The organism is Klebsiella sp. PK01, from assembly GCF_057624675.1.
In genome coordinates this window covers 1-15,418 of record NZ_JBYEZM010000014.1, presented here as the reverse complement: position 1 = coordinate 15,418, position 15,418 = coordinate 1, and the positions used below count along the sequence as shown (strand labels likewise).

Below are 15,418 nucleotides of genomic sequence, written 5' to 3'. Positions count from 1 at the left end.
TCAGCCTCCGGCGATAACCTGAAAAAGCAGGACCCGATCGCCTTCCTGCAAGAGATGATCTTCCCACCGTTCGCGTGGCAGGATGAGTTGGTTGAGCGCCAGCGCAACGCCCGGCTGGAGCTGTTCCAGTTGGCTAAGCAGGGCGCTTACGCTGAGGTTGTCCGCGCACTCCAGCGGTTCGTCGTTAAACCAGACTTGCATGATGTCCTCCACAAACCGGACAGCCCCGGGCCTTTTGCAACGTAAGGTTGCGCCAGTTGCTGGTGCGGGCGTCAAACAGCCGTAGCGTGTTGCGCGGCGTCGCCATGCCGCTAAGGAGCTTAATGGCTTCCAGCGCCTGCAGCGTCCCCATCATGCCGACGACCGGGCCGACGATCCCCGCGGTACGACAGTTACGCTGTGGTTCGGCGGTGTCCGGCCACAGGCAGCGGTAGCAGCCCTGCGCCCAGGGCGGCGTCAGCACCATCAACTGGCCGCCGAAGCCGACGGCGCTGGCGGTTACCAGCGGCGTCTCAAGGGCGACGCAGGCGGCGTTAATCGCCTGGCGGGCGATCATGTTATCGGTACAGTCCAGCACCACGTCGGCTTTCGCCACTTCGGCGCGCAGCGACTCGCCGCTTAAGCGCTGCTGTAGCGCCACGAGGCGGATTTGCGGATTGAGTTGGTTGAGCCGCGTCTTTGCCGCCGCGGCTTTTGGCTGGTCGATATCGTCGCTGGTGAACAGAATTTGCCGCTGCAGGTTGCTGAGATGCACCGCGTCGTCATCGGCCAGGGTCAGCGTTCCGACGCCGGCCCCCGCCAGATATAGCGCGGCCGGCGAACCTAAGCCGCCCAGGCCGATAATCAGCGCCCGGCTGGCTAACAGTTTCTGCTGTCCCTCGATGGCGATATCTTCCAGCAATAGCTGGCGGCTGTAGCGCATGAAATCGTGATCATTCATCGCCTGCTCCCGCCAGCGCTAACAGTTGTGCAGTGGCAGCCCGCCAGTCTGCTGACTTGGTAATGGCGCTGACGACCGCGATGCTGCCGACGCCGGTGGCCAGTACGCCCGGCGCTTTTTCCAGACTGATGCCGCCTATCGCTACCGTCGGATAATCGGCCAGACGATGAATATGCCCGGCAAGCTGTTCGAGGCCCTGCGGCGCCGAAGGCATCTGTTTGGTTTGGGTCGGGAAGACGTGGCCCAGCGCGATGTAGGAAGGGCGCGCCGCCAGCGCGACGTCAATTTCCATATCGTCGTGAGTGGAGACGCCAAGGCGCAGTCCGGCTTTACGGATGGCGCTCAGATCGGTGGTTTCCAGGTCCTCTTGACCCAGATGTACGCCGTACGCCCGGTGCTTAATCGCCAGCTGCCAGTAATCATTGATAAACAGCCGCGCGTGATAGCGGCGGCCAAGCGCGATGGCGGCGATGACATCATCCTCTACATCGCTGTCGCGCTGGTCCTTGATCCGCAACTGAATGGTGCGCACGCCGGCTTCCAGCAGGCGCTCAATCCACGCCACGCTATCGACAACCGGATAAAGCCCGAGACGAAACGGTACGGGCGGAAAGTCAGGCTGGTACATCAGGCATTTTCCTTTTTCAGGTAGATTTCACCGCCGCGGGCGCGGAAGTTATTTGACATATCGGCCATGCCGGCCTCGATACTTTGCTTCGCGGCGTAGTCGCGGACCTCCTGGGTGATTTTCATCGAACAGAATTTTGGCCCGCACATGGAGCAGAAGTGGGCGACTTTGCCGGACTCCTGCGGCAGGGTTTCATCGTGATAGGCCCGCGCGGTAAAGGGATCGAGCGCGAGGTTGAACTGGTCTTCCCAGCGGAATTCGAAACGCGCTTTGGACATCGCGTTGTCGCGGATCTGCGCGCCGGGGTGGCCTTTAGCGAGGTCGGCGGCGTGGGCGGCGATTTTGTAGGTAATGAGTCCCTGTTTCACATCCTCTTTGTTGGGCAAGCCGAGATGTTCTTTTGGCGTGACGTAGCACAGCATGGCGCAGCCAAACCAGCCAATCATTGCCGCGCCGATACCGGAAGTGAAATGGTCATAGCCCGGCGCGATGTCGGTGGTGAGCGGCCCCAGCGTGTAGAAGGGCGCTTCGTGGCAGTGCTCCAGTTCTTCGGTCATATTGCGGCGAATCATCTGCATCGGCACGTGGCCGGGGCCTTCAATCATCACTTGAACGTCATACTCCCAGGCGATTTTAGTCAGCTCGCCCAGCGTATGCAGCTCGGCGAACTGCGCCTCGTCGTTGGCATCCTGAATCGAGCCGGGGCGCAGACCATCGCCGAGGGACAGCGACACGTCATAGGCGGCGCAGATTTCACAGATTTCGCGGAAGTGCTGGTAGAGGAAGTTTTCCTGATGATGCGACAGGCACCACTTGGCCATGATAGAACCGCCGCGCGAGACGATACCGGTCAACCGCTTCGCGGTCATCGGCACATAGCGCAGCAGCACCCCGGCATGAATCGTGAAGTAGTCGACGCCCTGTTCGGCCTGTTCCAGCAGGGTATCGCGGAAGGCTTCCCAGGTCAGGTTCTCGGCAATGCCGTTAACTTTCTCCAGCGCCTGGTAAATCGGGACGGTACCAATCGGCACCGGGCTGTTGCGCAGGATCCATTCGCGGGTCTCGTGGATATAGCGGCCGGTGGAGAGGTCCATTACCGTGTCGGCGCCCCAGCGGGTTGACCAGACCAGCTTCTCGACCTCTTCTTCGATGGAAGAGGTCACCGCCGAGTTGCCGATATTGGCATTCACTTTCACCAGGAAGTTGCGGCCGATAATCATCGGTTCGGATTCCGGGTGATTGATATTGGCCGGGATGATGGCTCGCCCGGCAGCGACTTCATCGCGGACGAACTCGGCGGTAATGTTGTCCGGCAGACGGGCGCCAAAGCCTTCTCCGGCATGCTGCTGGCGCAGCACCTCGCTGCGGATACGCTCACGGCCCATGTTTTCGCGAATGGCGATGAATTCCATCTCCGGGGTGACGATCCCCTGGCGGGCGTAGTGTAGTTGCGTCACGCATTTGCCGGCGACGGCGCGTTTAGGCGTCAGCAGGCCGCCAAAGCGCAGTTCATCGAGGCCATCGTCGGCCAGCCGCGCTTTAGTGTATGCCGAGCTGCGTTCGCTGAGCGGCGCGCAGTCGTTACGTGCGTCGATCCACCGCTGGCGTAGTTTTGTCAGTCCCTGGCGGACATCGATGTTGATCTCCGGGTCGCCGTAAGGCCCGGAGGTGTCGTACACCGGTATTGGTTCGTTGGCTTCGTATTGGGGGTTATCGTTATCACCGCCGATGAGCGTCGGGCTGAGCTGGATTTCACGCATCGGGACGCGGATATCAGCCTGTGAGCCTTGAATGTAAATGCGGCGCGAATTGGGAAAAGCGGTGCCTTCCAGCGTATCGATGAATCGCTGCGCGTGTTCGCGTTGTTCCCGGCGGGTCAGTTTGGTAGTAGACATAGCGCATTCCAGTTACAAAAAAAGGAGATGGCTTGTCAGACGACGGATGGAGTAACAGATGCGACCAACCCGTAACGGGCAGGTGCGACCAGCAGTTTACTCTTGTTCCCTTCGCAGGTATTAGCCTGATCAGGTTCCGCGGATCCCGAATAAACGGTCTCAGCCTTTTCCACTTCAGCTTTCGTGTGGAAAATAGGCACTCCGACAAGATGAAATCCCTCCGCAGAGGGATAATGTATGTAAATTACTCGTTAACGGTTCACAACTCAAGCGGTCGGCGCGATATTGTCGCCAACGCTGTCTTTCCGATCGTGAGCGACGACCAGCGCCAGCAGCTTGTCCTCAAGCGCGAAGCGTGCCTCCAGCGACTCGCCGATATCCGACAGCGCCTGCTGAAATTCGAGATAGTTATCATGATCGATGGCGTTTTCGAGGCAGGTATCGTAGTAGTCCATCATCTGCTGGGTATTGGCTTCCAGCTGCGGGTAGATTTTGGTGGCGGCTAAAAGAGGGGTACTCCCTTCCATTTCTCCGATAATACGTTCATAAATATTAAAATGACCGGATGAGAGGTAATCCACCAGGCTTTGGCAAAAGTCATCCAGCGCCTTTTCATTAAGCCGCATAAAGGACTCTTTGCCGGGTTTCAGGCCAACCAGGTTGTAGTAAGCCACGAGCAAATGCTTACGCACAAGCAGCCAGCGATCGACCAGTTTGTTATTGCCTCCAACACGTTCCGTCAGGTTTTCCAGCTGGTTTAACATGATTGACTCCGCAAGATTAAAAATAACGTTGCTCAGCAAATGTAAATATAATGTTAAAAGTGCCAGTAAAACGAAGGTAGCGCAATAGATATGGATCGTATTATTGAAAAATTAGATCGCGGCTGGTGGATCGTCAGTCACGAACAAAAATTATGGCTTCCCGCAGGGGAATTACCACATGGCGAAGCGGTAAATTTTGATCTTGTCGGTGAACGCGCGCTACATCTCGGCGAGTGGCAAGGCGAAGCGGTGTGGCTGGTGCGTCAGGATCGTCGCCATGATATGGGATCGCTGCGCCAGGTGTTGGATCAGGATCCTGGGCTTTTCCAATTAGCAGGGCGCGGGATCCAGTTGGCCGAGTTTTATCGATCGCATAAATTCTGCGGCTACTGTGGCCACCCGATGCATGTCAGTAAAACCGAGTGGGCGATGCTCTGCGGCCACTGCCGCGAGCGCTATTATCCGCAAATTGCCCCCTGCATTATCGTCGCCATTCGTCGCGACGATTCAATTCTGCTGGCGCAGCATACCCGCCATCGTAATGGTGTCCATACGGTGTTGGCCGGGTTTGTCGAAGTGGGTGAAACCCTTGAGCAGGCGGTCGCCCGCGAAGTGATGGAAGAGAGCGGCATTAAGGTGAAAAACCTGCGCTATGTGACCTCCCAGCCGTGGCCCTTCCCGCAATCATTGATGACCGCCTTTATGGCTGAATACGATAGCGGCGATATTGTCGTGGATAAGAAAGAGCTGCTGAGCGCAGAGTGGTATCGCTATGACGATTTGCCGCTACTGCCGCCGCCGGGCACGGTGGCGCGACGCCTGATCGAAGATACGGTGGCGATGTGTCGGGCAGAGTACGAGTGACATGTTACACTGGGCGCATCAACGCTAAAGGAATGTAAAAATGACCGAACTGAAAAACGATCGTTACCTGCGCGCGCTGCTGCGCCAGCCGGTTGATGTCACCCCGGTGTGGATGATGCGCCAGGCGGGCCGCTATCTCCCGGAATACAAAGCCACCCGCGCGCAAGCGGGCGATTTCATGTCGCTGTGTAAAAATGCCGAGCTGGCCTGCGAAGTAACGCTACAGCCGCTGCGCCGTTACCCGCTGGATGCGGCGATCCTCTTTTCGGACATCCTGACGATTCCGGATGCGATGGGGCTGGGGCTGTACTTTGAAGCTGGCGAAGGCCCGCGCTTCACCTCGCCGGTGAAATGCAAAGCCGACGTCGACAAACTGCCGGTGCCGGACCCGGAACAAGAATTAGGCTACGTGATGAACGCCGTGCGCACCATTCGCCGTGAACTGAAAGGCGAAGTGCCGCTGATTGGTTTTTCCGGCAGCCCATGGACGCTGGCGACCTACATGGTTGAAGGCGGCAGCAGCAAAGCCTTTACCGTCATCAAAAAGATGATGTACGCCGAACCGCAGGCGCTGCACGCGCTGCTGGACAAGCTGGCGAAAAGCGTCACCCTGTATCTGAACGCGCAGATCAAAGCGGGCGCGCAGTCGGTGATGATTTTCGACACCTGGGGCGGCGTGTTGACCGGCCGCGACTATCAGCAGTTCTCGCTCTACTACATGCATAAAATCGTCGATGGCCTGCTGCGGGAAAACGAAGGTCGTCGCGTACCGGTGACGCTGTTCACCAAAGGCGGCGGACAATGGCTGGAAGCGATGGCGGAGACCGGCTGCGATGCGCTGGGTCTCGACTGGACTACCGATATTGCCGACGCTCGCCGTCGCGTAGGCCACAAAGTGGCGCTGCAGGGCAATATGGACCCGTCGATGCTTTATGCACCTGCCGCCCGTATTGAAGACGAAGTGGCGAACATTCTCGCCGGCTTCGGCCAGGGCGAAGGCCATGTCTTTAACCTTGGTCACGGCATCCATCAGGACGTCGACCCACAGCATGCAGGAGTCTTTGTTGAGGCGGTTCATCGTCTCTCCGCGCAATATCACCAATAGGAGATAAGCATGATGGATTTAGCTGCGCTACGAACCCAACAGCAATCTTTAGCCGCGTCGGTAGAACGTGCGGACCGATTGGATCGCGACCCGCCGGTGCTGATCGGCGGCGCCGATGTGGGGTTTGAGCAGGAAGGGGAAATTACCCGCGCTGCGATGGTGCTGCTAACTTATCCGGGCCTTGAGCTGGTGGAGTATCAGGTGGCGCGCGTCGCCACCACGATGCCGTACATCCCCGGCTTTCTCTCCTTTCGCGAGACCCCCGCGCTGCTGGCGGCGTGGCAACAGCTATCGCAAAAGCCCGATCTGTTGTTCGTCGACGGCCACGGTATTTCACATCCCCGGCGGCTTGGCGTCGCCAGCCATTTTGGCCTGATGGTTGATGTGCCAACGATTGGCGTAGCGAAAAAACGCTTATGCGGGAAGTTTGAACCGCTCGGCGCCGAGCCCGGCGCGCTGGCGCCATTAATCGACAAGGGCGATCAGCTGGCCTGGGTCTGGCGCAGCAAAGCACGCTGCAACCCACTGTTTATCAGTACCGGCCACCGCGTAGGGATGGATAGCGCGTTAATGTGGGTGGAACGCTGCATGCAGGGCTACCGGCTACCCGAACCCACGCGTTGGGCCGATGCCGTGGCATCCCGTCGGCCTTCCTTTGTGCGTTGGCAAGCAAATCACGGCTGATTCAGGTACACTGCGCCTAATTTCTGACTTCGAGAATTCATCATGTTACAAAACCCGATTCATCTGCGCCTGGAGAAACTGGAGAGCTGGCAGCACGTCACCTTTATGGCCTGCCTGTGCGAGCGTATGTACCCCAACTACGCCATGTTCTGCAAGCAAACCGAGTTCGGCGACGGCCAGTTATATCGTCGTATCCTTGACCTGATCTGGGAAACGCTGACGGTAAAAGATGCGAAGGTGAATTTCGATAGTCAGCTGGAAAAGCTGGAAGAGGCGATTCCGTCCGCGGATGACTACGACATGTACGGCGTCTATCCGGCTATCGATGCCTGCGTCGCGCTGAGCGAATTAATCCACTCACGCCTGAGCGGTGAAACGCTGGAACATGCTATCGAGGTCAGTAAGACTTCCATTACTACCGTCGCGATGCTGGAAATGACCCAGGAAGGTCGCGAAATGACCGATGAAGAGCTCAAAGCTAACCCGGCGGTAGAACAAGAATGGGACATTCAGTGGGAGATTTTCCGCCTGTTGGCCGACTGCGAAGAACGCGACATTGAACTGATTAAAGGGCTGCGCGCAGACCTGCGAGAGGCCGGTGAGAGCAATATTGGTATAAATTTTCAGCAATGAGACCAGAAAACGTGATTTACCGCCTGAATTGTAGCGTCTGAAGACTTCCATTCCGCCCCCTGTCTGGTCTACATTTGGGGGGCGAAAAAAAGTGGCTATCGGTGCGTGTATGCAGGAGAGTGCTTTTCTGGCATTTCCGTCGCACTCGATGCTTAGCAAGCGATAAACACATTGTAAGGATAACTTATGAACAAGACTCAACTGATTGATGTAATTGCGGACAAAGCTGACCTGTCTAAAGCACAGGCAAAAGCTGCCCTGGAATCCACCCTGGCTGCAATTACCGAGTCTCTGAAAGAAGGTGATGCTGTTCAACTGGTTGGTTTCGGTACCTTCAAAGTGAACCACCGTGCTGAGCGTACTGGCCGCAACCCGCAGACCGGTAAAGAAATCAAAATCGCTGCAGCTAACGTGCCAGCATTTGTTTCTGGCAAAGCGCTGAAAGACGCAGTCAAGTAAGACCGCGTGGCAGTGTCCAGTTTTAACGAAGGGGCTTTTAAGCCCCTTTTGTCTAACTGGCGTCGCACGCTGACGCTGGCAGGCGCGCTATTGCTCACTGCCTGCAGTCACGATTCTTCTCTTCCTCCTTTCACCGCCAGCGGCTACGCCGATAACCAGGGCGCGATGCGCATCTGGCGCAAAGATGCCGGCGATGAAGTTCACCTGCTTGCCGCTTTTAGTCCATGGCACCGCGGCGACACCTCAACCAGCGAGTACCGCTGGCAGGATGGCCAGCTAACGCTTATTGAGCTCAACGTGTACGGCAAACCGCCGGAACATATTCGCGCCCGCTTTGACGCCCAGGGCGAGCTGAGCTTTATGCAGCGTGAAGTAGATGGTGAAAAACAGCAGCTTTCGAACGACCAGGTCGCGCTGTACCGCTATCGGGCGCAGCAAATCCGCGAAACCAGTGACGCCTTGCGTCAAGGCCGGGTGGTATTACGCCAGGGGCGCTGGCATGCCGATCGTACCGTGACCACCTGTGAAGGCCAGACCGTGAAGCCTGACCTTGATGAACGGGCATTAGCGCATATTGAACGCCGACAGAATCACTCCTCCGTGGAAGTGAGCGTAGCGTGGCTGGAGGCGCCGGAAGGCTCGCAACTGCTGCTGGTGGCTAACGAAAACTTCTGTACCTGGCAGCCGAACGAAAAATCGTTCTGAGTTTTACCAGTGGTTCATGCCCATATGACCACCGCCATTACCGCGGCAGCCGCCGTAACCCATACCCTCGCCGCGAGGAACGCCTGCTTCCGCAAGGGCGATATCAAATTTTACCCGCTGCTGATCCAGCTGCTGGCTTAATGTTTCCATTTCCTTCGCCACGGCCTCAATTTTTCCGCTTTCCGGTTTCTGCGCGGTGAGCAACGCATTGTACTCGTAGCGTTTGGACTGCAGCTGCTGGCGCAGGGCGCTGGTTTGCGCATAGTAATTGTCATGTAGCTTCTGCACGGTCGCTTGCTGTTCCTGGGTGAGCTGGCTGTAACCCTGCGCGCCCATCCCGTTGTTATAACCCCAGTGATGTCCGGCCCAGGCCGCGTGACTGCCAAAGGTCAGTGCGGCAAGCGCCACGAGGACGAGGGATAAAGTCGGTTTCCGTTTCATAGCGTGATCTCCTGTGTGGTTTCCCTCGGTATTGCATCTTCCATGCCAGCCTGAAAAAGCGCGTGAATACAGGCCTGTCCGCGGCGAACATTATCCTGGCGAGTAAAAATGACCCGTTCCGGCTGGGGCCTGCGAGTCATTTTTACTCGCTAAATCACCGGCGATATGTCTGAGGACAGGTTTCACGGTGTGGAAAAATGGCATGATTCCTGCTGATGGATCCTGGTGATAGCGAATAAGGACACGATAAGGACCCGCCCATGCCGCGCATTACCTCATTTTCCCGGGACACCCTGAGCTGGTTGCTGACCGGCACGGTTATCCTGTTGGTTATTCTGTTTTCCGCGATGATTGTCCGCGATTATGGCCGGGAAACCGCCGCCGCCCGGCAAACTATCGAAGAAAAAGGGGAGGTGCTGATCCGCGCGCTGGAGTCCGGCACGCGTGTCGGCATGGGGATGCGAATGCATCACGCGCAGCTGCAGGCGCTGCTGGAGGAGATGGCCTGGCAGCCCGGTGTGCTGTGGTTCGCGGTGACCGATGAAAACGGTAAAATTATCGCCCATAGCGATCCGCAGCAGGTGGATAAGGCGCTGTACAGTCCCGCGCAAATGCGTGAACTCAAGGTGGGGGAACAGGAGCGCTGGCGCCGGCTTGCCGAGCCGCAACCGGCACTGGAGATTTATCGCCAGTTTCGCCCGCTTAACCCTGCTCGTGGTCACCATATGGGGATGATGAAGCGCTGCAACAGCGCGCTGGCTCAGCCCAATGTTCCACAGGTGATTTTTATCGCCTTTGATAGCCGCGAGCTGGATGCGGCGCAGGCTCGCGGCTTGCGTAATATGATGATCATGCTGGCGGCCGCGGCGCTGGTCATCGTCGCGACGATCCTCGCTCAGTTCTGGTTCCGCCGCTACCGTCTCTCACGCCAGCAGCTTCAGGAGGCGATGGCCCGCAAAGAAAAACTGCTGGCTCTTGGGCATCTGGCGGCGGGAGTCGCGCATGAGATCCGCAATCCGCTTTCTTCGATTAAAGGACTGGCGAAGTATTTTGCCGAGCGTACGCCGCCGGGCGGCGAGGCGCAGGAGTTAGCGCTGGTGATGGCCAAAGAGGCCGATCGCCTGAACCGGGTCGTCAGCGAGCTGCTGGAGCTGGTTCGTCCAGCCCATTTAAACTACCAGCCCGTCGATATCAACGCGCTTATCCACCACTCATTGCAGCTGGTAAGCCAGGATGCGCAGAGTCGCGGGATCGCGCTGCAATTTACTCCACGCCCTGAATTAACCTCTATTAAAGCCGACCCCGACCGTCTGAACCAGGTGCTGTTGAATCTGTATCTGAACGCGATGCAGGCTATTGGCCGCGGCGGCGTCATTCACGTATCGGCAAGCGAAGCCGATCGGCAACGTGTGAAAATTGTCGTCAAGGATAGCGGTAAGGGGATGAGCGATGAAGAACTGCAGGCCATCTTTACCCCTTATTTCACCACCAAGGCGGACGGCACGGGGCTGGGGCTGGCGGTAGTACAGAATATTATCGAACAACATGGCGGGACAATCCGCGCCGAAAGTCAGCCGGGGGCCGGAGCGATATTTACGCTTTGGTTACCGGTGGATGCTCAACGGAGGGAAGATGAGCAGCGATAAAATACAGATTCTGGTCGTCGATGATGACGTTAGCCACTGCACGATTTTGCAGGCGCTGCTGCGTGGCTGGGGCTATCAAGTGGCGTTAGCCCACAACGGCCTGCAGGCGCTGGAACAGATCCATCGGCAGGTGTTCGACCTGGTGCTATGCGATATCCGCATGGCGGAGATGGACGGTATCGCGACATTAAAAGAGATCAAAGCCTATAACCCGGCGATTCCGGTATTAATCATGACGGCGTTCTCCAGCGTCGGCACGGCGGTTGAGGCTATTAAGTCCGGCGCGCTGGATTATCTGGTCAAGCCGCTGGATTTTGACACTCTACAGCAGACGCTGGTTCAGGCGCTGGCGCATACCCGGCAGAGTGAAGGCGATTCCAGCGCCGCGACGGATTCGCAATGGGGCATGATTGGCGATAGCCCGGCAATGCAGGCGCTTATCAACAATATTACGCTGGTGGCGCCCTCGGATGCGACGGTGCTGATCTGCGGCGAATCGGGAACCGGTAAAGAACTGGTGGCGCGCGCCATCCACGCTTGCAGCGAGCGCCGCGAGAAGCCGCTGGTGACGCTAAACTGCGCGGCGCTCAATGAGTCGCTGCTGGAGTCCGAGCTGTTCGGTCATGAAAAAGGGGCTTTTACCGGCGCGGAGCGGCGGCGGGAAGGGCGTTTTGTCGAGGCGGATGGCGGCACGCTGTTTCTTGATGAAATTGGCGATATCTCGCCGCTGATGCAGGTGCGTCTGCTGCGGGCGATTCAGGAACGCGAAGTGCAGCGCGTTGGCAGTAATCAGACGCTTTCTGTCGATGTGCGGCTAATTGCCGCCACCCATCGTAATCTGGCGGAGGAGGTAAGCGCCGGGCGCTTTCGCCAGGATCTCTATTATCGCCTGAACGTCGTAACCATTGATATGCCGCCACTGCGTCAGCGGCGTGAAGATATTCCACCGCTGGCGCAGCACTTTCTTAAGCGCTATGCCGAACGCAATCGTAAAACGGTGCAGGGATTTACGCCGCAGGCTATGGACCTGTTGATTCACTACGGCTGGCCGGGGAATATCCGCGAACTGGAAAATGCGGTGGAGCGGGCGGTGGTGCTACTGACCGGAGAATACATTTCCGAGCGTGAACTGCCGTTGGCGATAGCAGGTACGACGCAGCCGGTTACTGGCAACGATGAGGCGTTGATTCAGCCGTTAGTGGAAGTCGAAAAAGAGGTCATACTGTCGGCGCTGGAAAAAACGGGCGGCAACAAAACTGAAGCCGCCCGTCAGTTAGGCATTACGCGTAAAACGCTGCTGGCAAAACTCAGCCGTTAGTTTTTTCACGCGCGATGGCGCGCCAGCCGATATCGTTACGGCTGAAGCTGCCGTTCCAGCGAATATCGGTCAGTAGTTCATAGGCGCGCTGCTGCGCCTGCGCCACGGTGTCACCCAGCGCGGTTACGCACAGCACGCGTCCGCCGTTGGTGACTACGCGCTGGTCGTCAGACAGCCTGGTGCCGGCGTGGAAGACTTTACCGTCTGCCGCTTCCTGCTGCGGCAGACCGTGGATCTCATCGCCCGTGTTGTAGTTGCCCGGATAGCCGCCGGCGGCCACCACAACGCCCAGCGAGGCGCGGTCATCCCACTCGGAAGTTTTCTCGTCCAGCTTGCCCGCGCAGGCGGCGAGGCACAGCTCTACCAGATCGGATTTCATGCGCAGCATGATCGGCTGAGTTTCCGGATCGCCAAAGCGGCAGTTGAACTCAATAACCTTCGGGTTGCCCTGCTTATCGATCATCAAACCGGCATACAGGAAACCGGTATAGGTGTTGCCTTCAGCGGCCATACCTTTAACTGTTGGCCAGATAATCCGCTCCATGGTGCGCTGATGGACTTCATCGGTCACTACCGGCGCCGGGGAGTAAGCGCCCATACCGCCGGTGTTCGGGCCGGTATCGCCGTTGCCGACGCGCTTGTGATCCTGGCTGGTGGCCATCGGCAGGACGTGCTCGCCGTCGACCATGACAATAAAGCTGGCTTCTTCGCCATCGAGGAATTCTTCAATCACGATGCGGTGGCCTGCATCGCCAAAGGCGTTACCGGCCAGCATATCTTTCACCGCCGCTTCGGCTTCCTCAAGGGTCATCGCCACGATAACGCCTTTACCCGCCGCCAGACCGTCGGCTTTGATGACGATCGGCGCGCCTTTCTCGCGCAGGTAAGCCAGCGCAGGCTCAACTTCGGTGAAATTCTGGTATTCCGCCGTCGGGATATGATGACGAGCGAGGAAATCTTTGGTGAAGGCTTTTGAACCTTCCAGCTGCGCGGCGCCTTCGGTTGGCCCGAAGATGGCGAGCCCTGCGGCACGAAACGCGTCCACTACGCCAATGACCAGCGGCGCTTCCGGGCCAACGATCGTCAGGTCGATTTTTTCATCCTGCGCGAAACGTAGCAGCGCCGGAATATCGGTAACGCCGATAGCGACGTTTTGCAGCGCCGGCTCCAGAGCGGTGCCCGCGTTGCCCGGCGCGACGTAGACGGTATCAACCAGCGGCGACTGGGCCGCTTTCCAGGCCAGCGCGTGTTCGCGCCCGCCGTTGCCGATTACTAATACTTTCATCTGCTGCTCCGTGAATTAATGGCGGAAGTGGCGCATGTCGGTGAAGATCATGGCGATACCATGTTCGTCCGCGGCGGCAATTACTTCTTCATCGCGGATAGAGCCGCCCGGCTGGATAACGCAGGTGATGCCGACGGCCGCGGCGGCATCAATACCATCGCGGAACGGGAAGAAGGCGTCAGAAGCCATGGCGGAGCCTTTCACTTCCAGACCTTCGTCACCGGCTTTAATCCCGGCAATTTTCGCCGAGTAGACGCGGCTCATCTGACCGGCGCCGATACCGATGGTCATATTATTTTTGGCATAAACGATGGCGTTGGATTTGACGAATTTCGCCACTTTCCAGCAGAACAGCGCATCGCGTAGCTCTTGCTCGCTCGGCTGACGTTTGCTGACCACGCGCAGTTCGCCCGCGGTGACCATACCGAGATCGCGGTCCTGAACCAGCAGGCCGCCATTGACACGTTTGAAATCGAGACCCGCGACGCGAGCATCCCACTGGCCGCAGACCAGCACGCGAACGTTCTGCTTAGCGGCGGTGATTTTCAGCGCTTCTTCGCTGGCGGATGGCGCGATGATCACTTCGACGAACTGGCGAGAGATGATCGCCTGCGCGGTTTCAGCATCCAGCTCGCGGTTAAAGGCTATGATGCCACCGAAGGCGGAGGTTGGATCGGTTTTGTAAGCGCGATCGTAGGCGTCGAGGATCGAGTCGCTGACGGCAACGCCGCACGGGTTGGCATGCTTAACTATAACGCAGGCCGGCTCGTTGAACTCTTTCACACACTCCAGCGCCGCATCGGTATCGGCAATGTTGTTATACGAGAGCGCTTTGCCCTGCAGCTGGGTGGCGGTCGCCACGGAGGCTTCTTTTACATTCTCTTCTATATAGAAGGCAGCCTGCTGGTGGCTGTTTTCGCCGTAGCGCATATCCTGCTTCTTAATGAAGTTTAGATTCAGGGTACGCGGGAAGCGGCCAGCGGCTTCTTTACTTTCGCCGTGATAGGCCGGAACCATACTGCCGAAGTAGTTAGCGATCATGCTGTCGTAAGCGGCGGTGTGTTCGAAGGCTTTAATCGCGAGGTCGAAACGGGTGTCCAGCGTGAGAGAACCTTCGTTGGCGTCCATCTCATTAATGATGGCGTCGTAGTCGCTGCTCTTAACCACGATGGCGACATCTTTATGGTTCTTCGCCGCGGAGCGCACCATAGTCGGGCCGCCGATATCGATGTTTTCCACCGCGTCTTCCAGCGAGCATCCTTCACGAGCGACGGTCTGGGCGAACGGGTAGAGGTTAACGACAACCATATCGATAGGCGCGATACCGTGTTGCTGCATGATACCGTCATCCTGACCGCGACGACCGAGGATGCCGCCGTGTACTTTCGGATGCAGGGTCTTCACGCGTCCATCCATCATTTCCGGGAAACCGGTGTAGTCAGAGACTTCGGTAACCGGCAGGCCTTTATCTGCCAGCAGGCGAGCGGTGCCGCCGGTGGACAGCAGCTCGACACCACGAGCGGAAAGCGCCTGCGCGAATTCGACGATACCTGCCTTGTCAGAAACACTGAGCAGGGCGCGGCGGACTGGACGACGTTGTTGCATGGTATTAAATCCCCAGGATTTGAACATTACAGAGAGCGTTAGGTGAGTTTTTGCCTAAAAACTCACCTAACGCACCCAACCGGGCATCCGTGTCATAGCGCGGCATTGTAACGAAAACGTTTGCGCAACGCTCGCGAATTTTTATCTTTCTCTTTAAGCCGATGGTTCTCTCCTTATATGGCAATGGATGTACCGGGGTTTAAGCCGTGTTTTGCCGTGTGCCTGTGGATAATTCTGTGTGTAAAAGGGTATAAAGCGGGGTTTTGCTGGGGAATGCAGCAGTCAGTCATTTTTCTGCAATTTTTCTATTGCAGGTGCTCGAGAACTCCCTATAATGCGCCTCCATCGACACGGCGGATGTGAATCACTTCACACAAACAGCCGGTTCGGTTGAAGAGAAAAATTCTGAAATTCAGGGTTGACTCTGAAAGAGGAAAGCGTAATAT

The 15,418-nt window shown here is 57.6% G+C and carries 16 protein-coding genes and 1 riboswitch; of the genes, 8 read left to right on the top strand and 8 right to left on the bottom strand.

All coding sequences use genetic code 11. The features are described 5' to 3' along the window. The 5 genes from thiS to AC22LX_RS24425 all read right to left on the bottom strand — a co-directional run bounded on the left by thiS (position 1) and on the right by AC22LX_RS24425 (position 4,227). The gene (gene thiS / locus AC22LX_RS24445; RefSeq protein WP_049060427.1) at positions 1 to 201 is read right to left on the bottom strand and encodes a sulfur carrier protein ThiS; all 201 of its coding nucleotides are present in this window, start codon (positions 199 to 201) and stop codon (positions 1 to 3) included. Next, positions 185 to 940 (bottom strand): HesA/MoeB/ThiF family protein, encoded by a 756-nt coding sequence (locus AC22LX_RS24440; protein WP_045397339.1) that lies wholly within the window; start codon positions 938 to 940, stop codon positions 185 to 187. The genes thiS and AC22LX_RS24440 overlap by 17 nt, the downstream gene beginning before the upstream one ends. Next, on the bottom strand, positions 933 to 1,568 hold the full coding sequence (gene thiE / locus AC22LX_RS24435) for a thiamine phosphate synthase (protein WP_045397336.1): 636 nt from the start codon (positions 1,566 to 1,568) through the stop codon (positions 933 to 935). The genes AC22LX_RS24440 and thiE overlap by 8 nt, the downstream gene beginning before the upstream one ends. Then, on the bottom strand, positions 1,568 to 3,463 hold the full coding sequence (gene thiC / locus AC22LX_RS24430) for a phosphomethylpyrimidine synthase ThiC (RefSeq protein ID WP_045397333.1): 1,896 nt from the start codon (positions 3,461 to 3,463) through the stop codon (positions 1,568 to 1,570). Before thiC ends, thiE begins: the two co-directional genes overlap by 1 nt. Positions 3,464 to 3,552: 89 nt before the next feature. Continuing rightward, positions 3,553 to 3,677: riboswitch (TPP riboswitch) on the bottom strand. Positions 3,678 to 3,729: 52 nt separating this feature from the next. Then, positions 3,730 to 4,227, bottom strand: a complete 498-nt coding sequence (locus AC22LX_RS24425; RefSeq protein WP_045397331.1) for an Rsd/AlgQ family anti-sigma factor — start codon at positions 4,225 to 4,227, stop codon at positions 3,730 to 3,732. A 90-nt stretch (positions 4,228 to 4,317) separates the two neighbouring features. On the opposite strand from AC22LX_RS24425, the gene nudC reads away from it, so the two are divergent. The 6 genes from nudC (at position 4,318) to AC22LX_RS24395 (ending at position 8,677) form a co-directional block, all read left to right on the top strand. Continuing rightward, entirely contained in the window at positions 4,318 to 5,091 is a 774-nt protein-coding gene (nudC, locus tag AC22LX_RS24420; RefSeq protein WP_045397329.1) for an NAD(+) diphosphatase, read from the top strand. A gap of 40 nt (positions 5,092 to 5,131) precedes the next feature. Continuing rightward, entirely contained in the window at positions 5,132 to 6,196 is a 1,065-nt protein-coding gene (gene hemE / locus AC22LX_RS24415; RefSeq protein ID WP_015704014.1) for a uroporphyrinogen decarboxylase, read from the top strand. A gap of 12 nt (positions 6,197 to 6,208) precedes the next feature. Next, positions 6,209 to 6,880: a deoxyribonuclease V gene (gene nfi, locus AC22LX_RS24410; RefSeq protein ID WP_045413593.1), complete on the top strand. Its 672-nt coding sequence runs from the start codon at positions 6,209 to 6,211 to the stop codon at positions 6,878 to 6,880. A gap of 42 nt (positions 6,881 to 6,922) precedes the next feature. Next, complete coding sequence (locus AC22LX_RS24405; RefSeq protein ID WP_045397326.1) at positions 6,923 to 7,513, top strand: YjaG family protein; 591 nt, start codon at positions 6,923 to 6,925, stop codon at positions 7,511 to 7,513. Between the two features lie 186 nt (positions 7,514 to 7,699). Beyond that, positions 7,700 to 7,972: a nucleoid-associated protein HU-alpha gene (gene hupA, locus AC22LX_RS24400; protein ID WP_002884342.1), complete on the top strand. Its 273-nt coding sequence runs from the start codon at positions 7,700 to 7,702 to the stop codon at positions 7,970 to 7,972. Between the two features lie 12 nt (positions 7,973 to 7,984). Beyond that, entirely contained in the window at positions 7,985 to 8,677 is a 693-nt protein-coding gene (locus AC22LX_RS24395; RefSeq protein ID WP_045397364.1) for a DUF1481 domain-containing protein, read from the top strand. 3 nt (positions 8,678 to 8,680) lie between these two features. Here AC22LX_RS24395 and zraP read toward each other — a convergent pair whose 3' ends face one another. Further along, positions 8,681 to 9,118: a zinc resistance sensor/chaperone ZraP gene (gene zraP, locus AC22LX_RS24390; RefSeq protein WP_487334259.1), complete on the bottom strand. Its 438-nt coding sequence runs from the start codon at positions 9,116 to 9,118 to the stop codon at positions 8,681 to 8,683. Positions 9,119 to 9,378: 260 nt separating this feature from the next. Here zraP and zraS point away from each other — a divergent pair, with 260 nt between their 5' ends. Continuing rightward, a complete protein-coding gene (zraS, locus tag AC22LX_RS24385) occupies positions 9,379 to 10,764 on the top strand; it encodes a two-component system sensor histidine kinase ZraS (protein WP_045397324.1) in 1,386 nt (461 codons plus the stop codon). Continuing rightward, a complete protein-coding gene (gene zraR, locus AC22LX_RS24380) occupies positions 10,751 to 12,082 on the top strand; it encodes a sigma-54-dependent response regulator transcription factor ZraR (RefSeq protein WP_045397321.1) in 1,332 nt (443 codons plus the stop codon). Before zraS ends, zraR begins: the two co-directional genes overlap by 14 nt. Here zraR and purD read toward each other — a convergent pair. Together purD and purH are read right to left on the bottom strand one after the other, a co-directional pair. After that, entirely contained in the window at positions 12,072 to 13,367 is a 1,296-nt protein-coding gene (gene purD, locus AC22LX_RS24375; protein WP_045397319.1) for a phosphoribosylamine--glycine ligase, read from the bottom strand. The genes zraR and purD overlap by 11 nt on opposite strands. Positions 13,368 to 13,382: 15 nt before the next feature. Beyond that, positions 13,383 to 14,972, bottom strand: coding sequence for a bifunctional phosphoribosylaminoimidazolecarboxamide formyltransferase/IMP cyclohydrolase (gene purH, locus AC22LX_RS24370; RefSeq protein WP_045397317.1), 1,590 nt, complete (start codon positions 14,970 to 14,972; stop codon positions 13,383 to 13,385). Positions 14,973 to 15,418 lie beyond the last annotated feature (446 nt).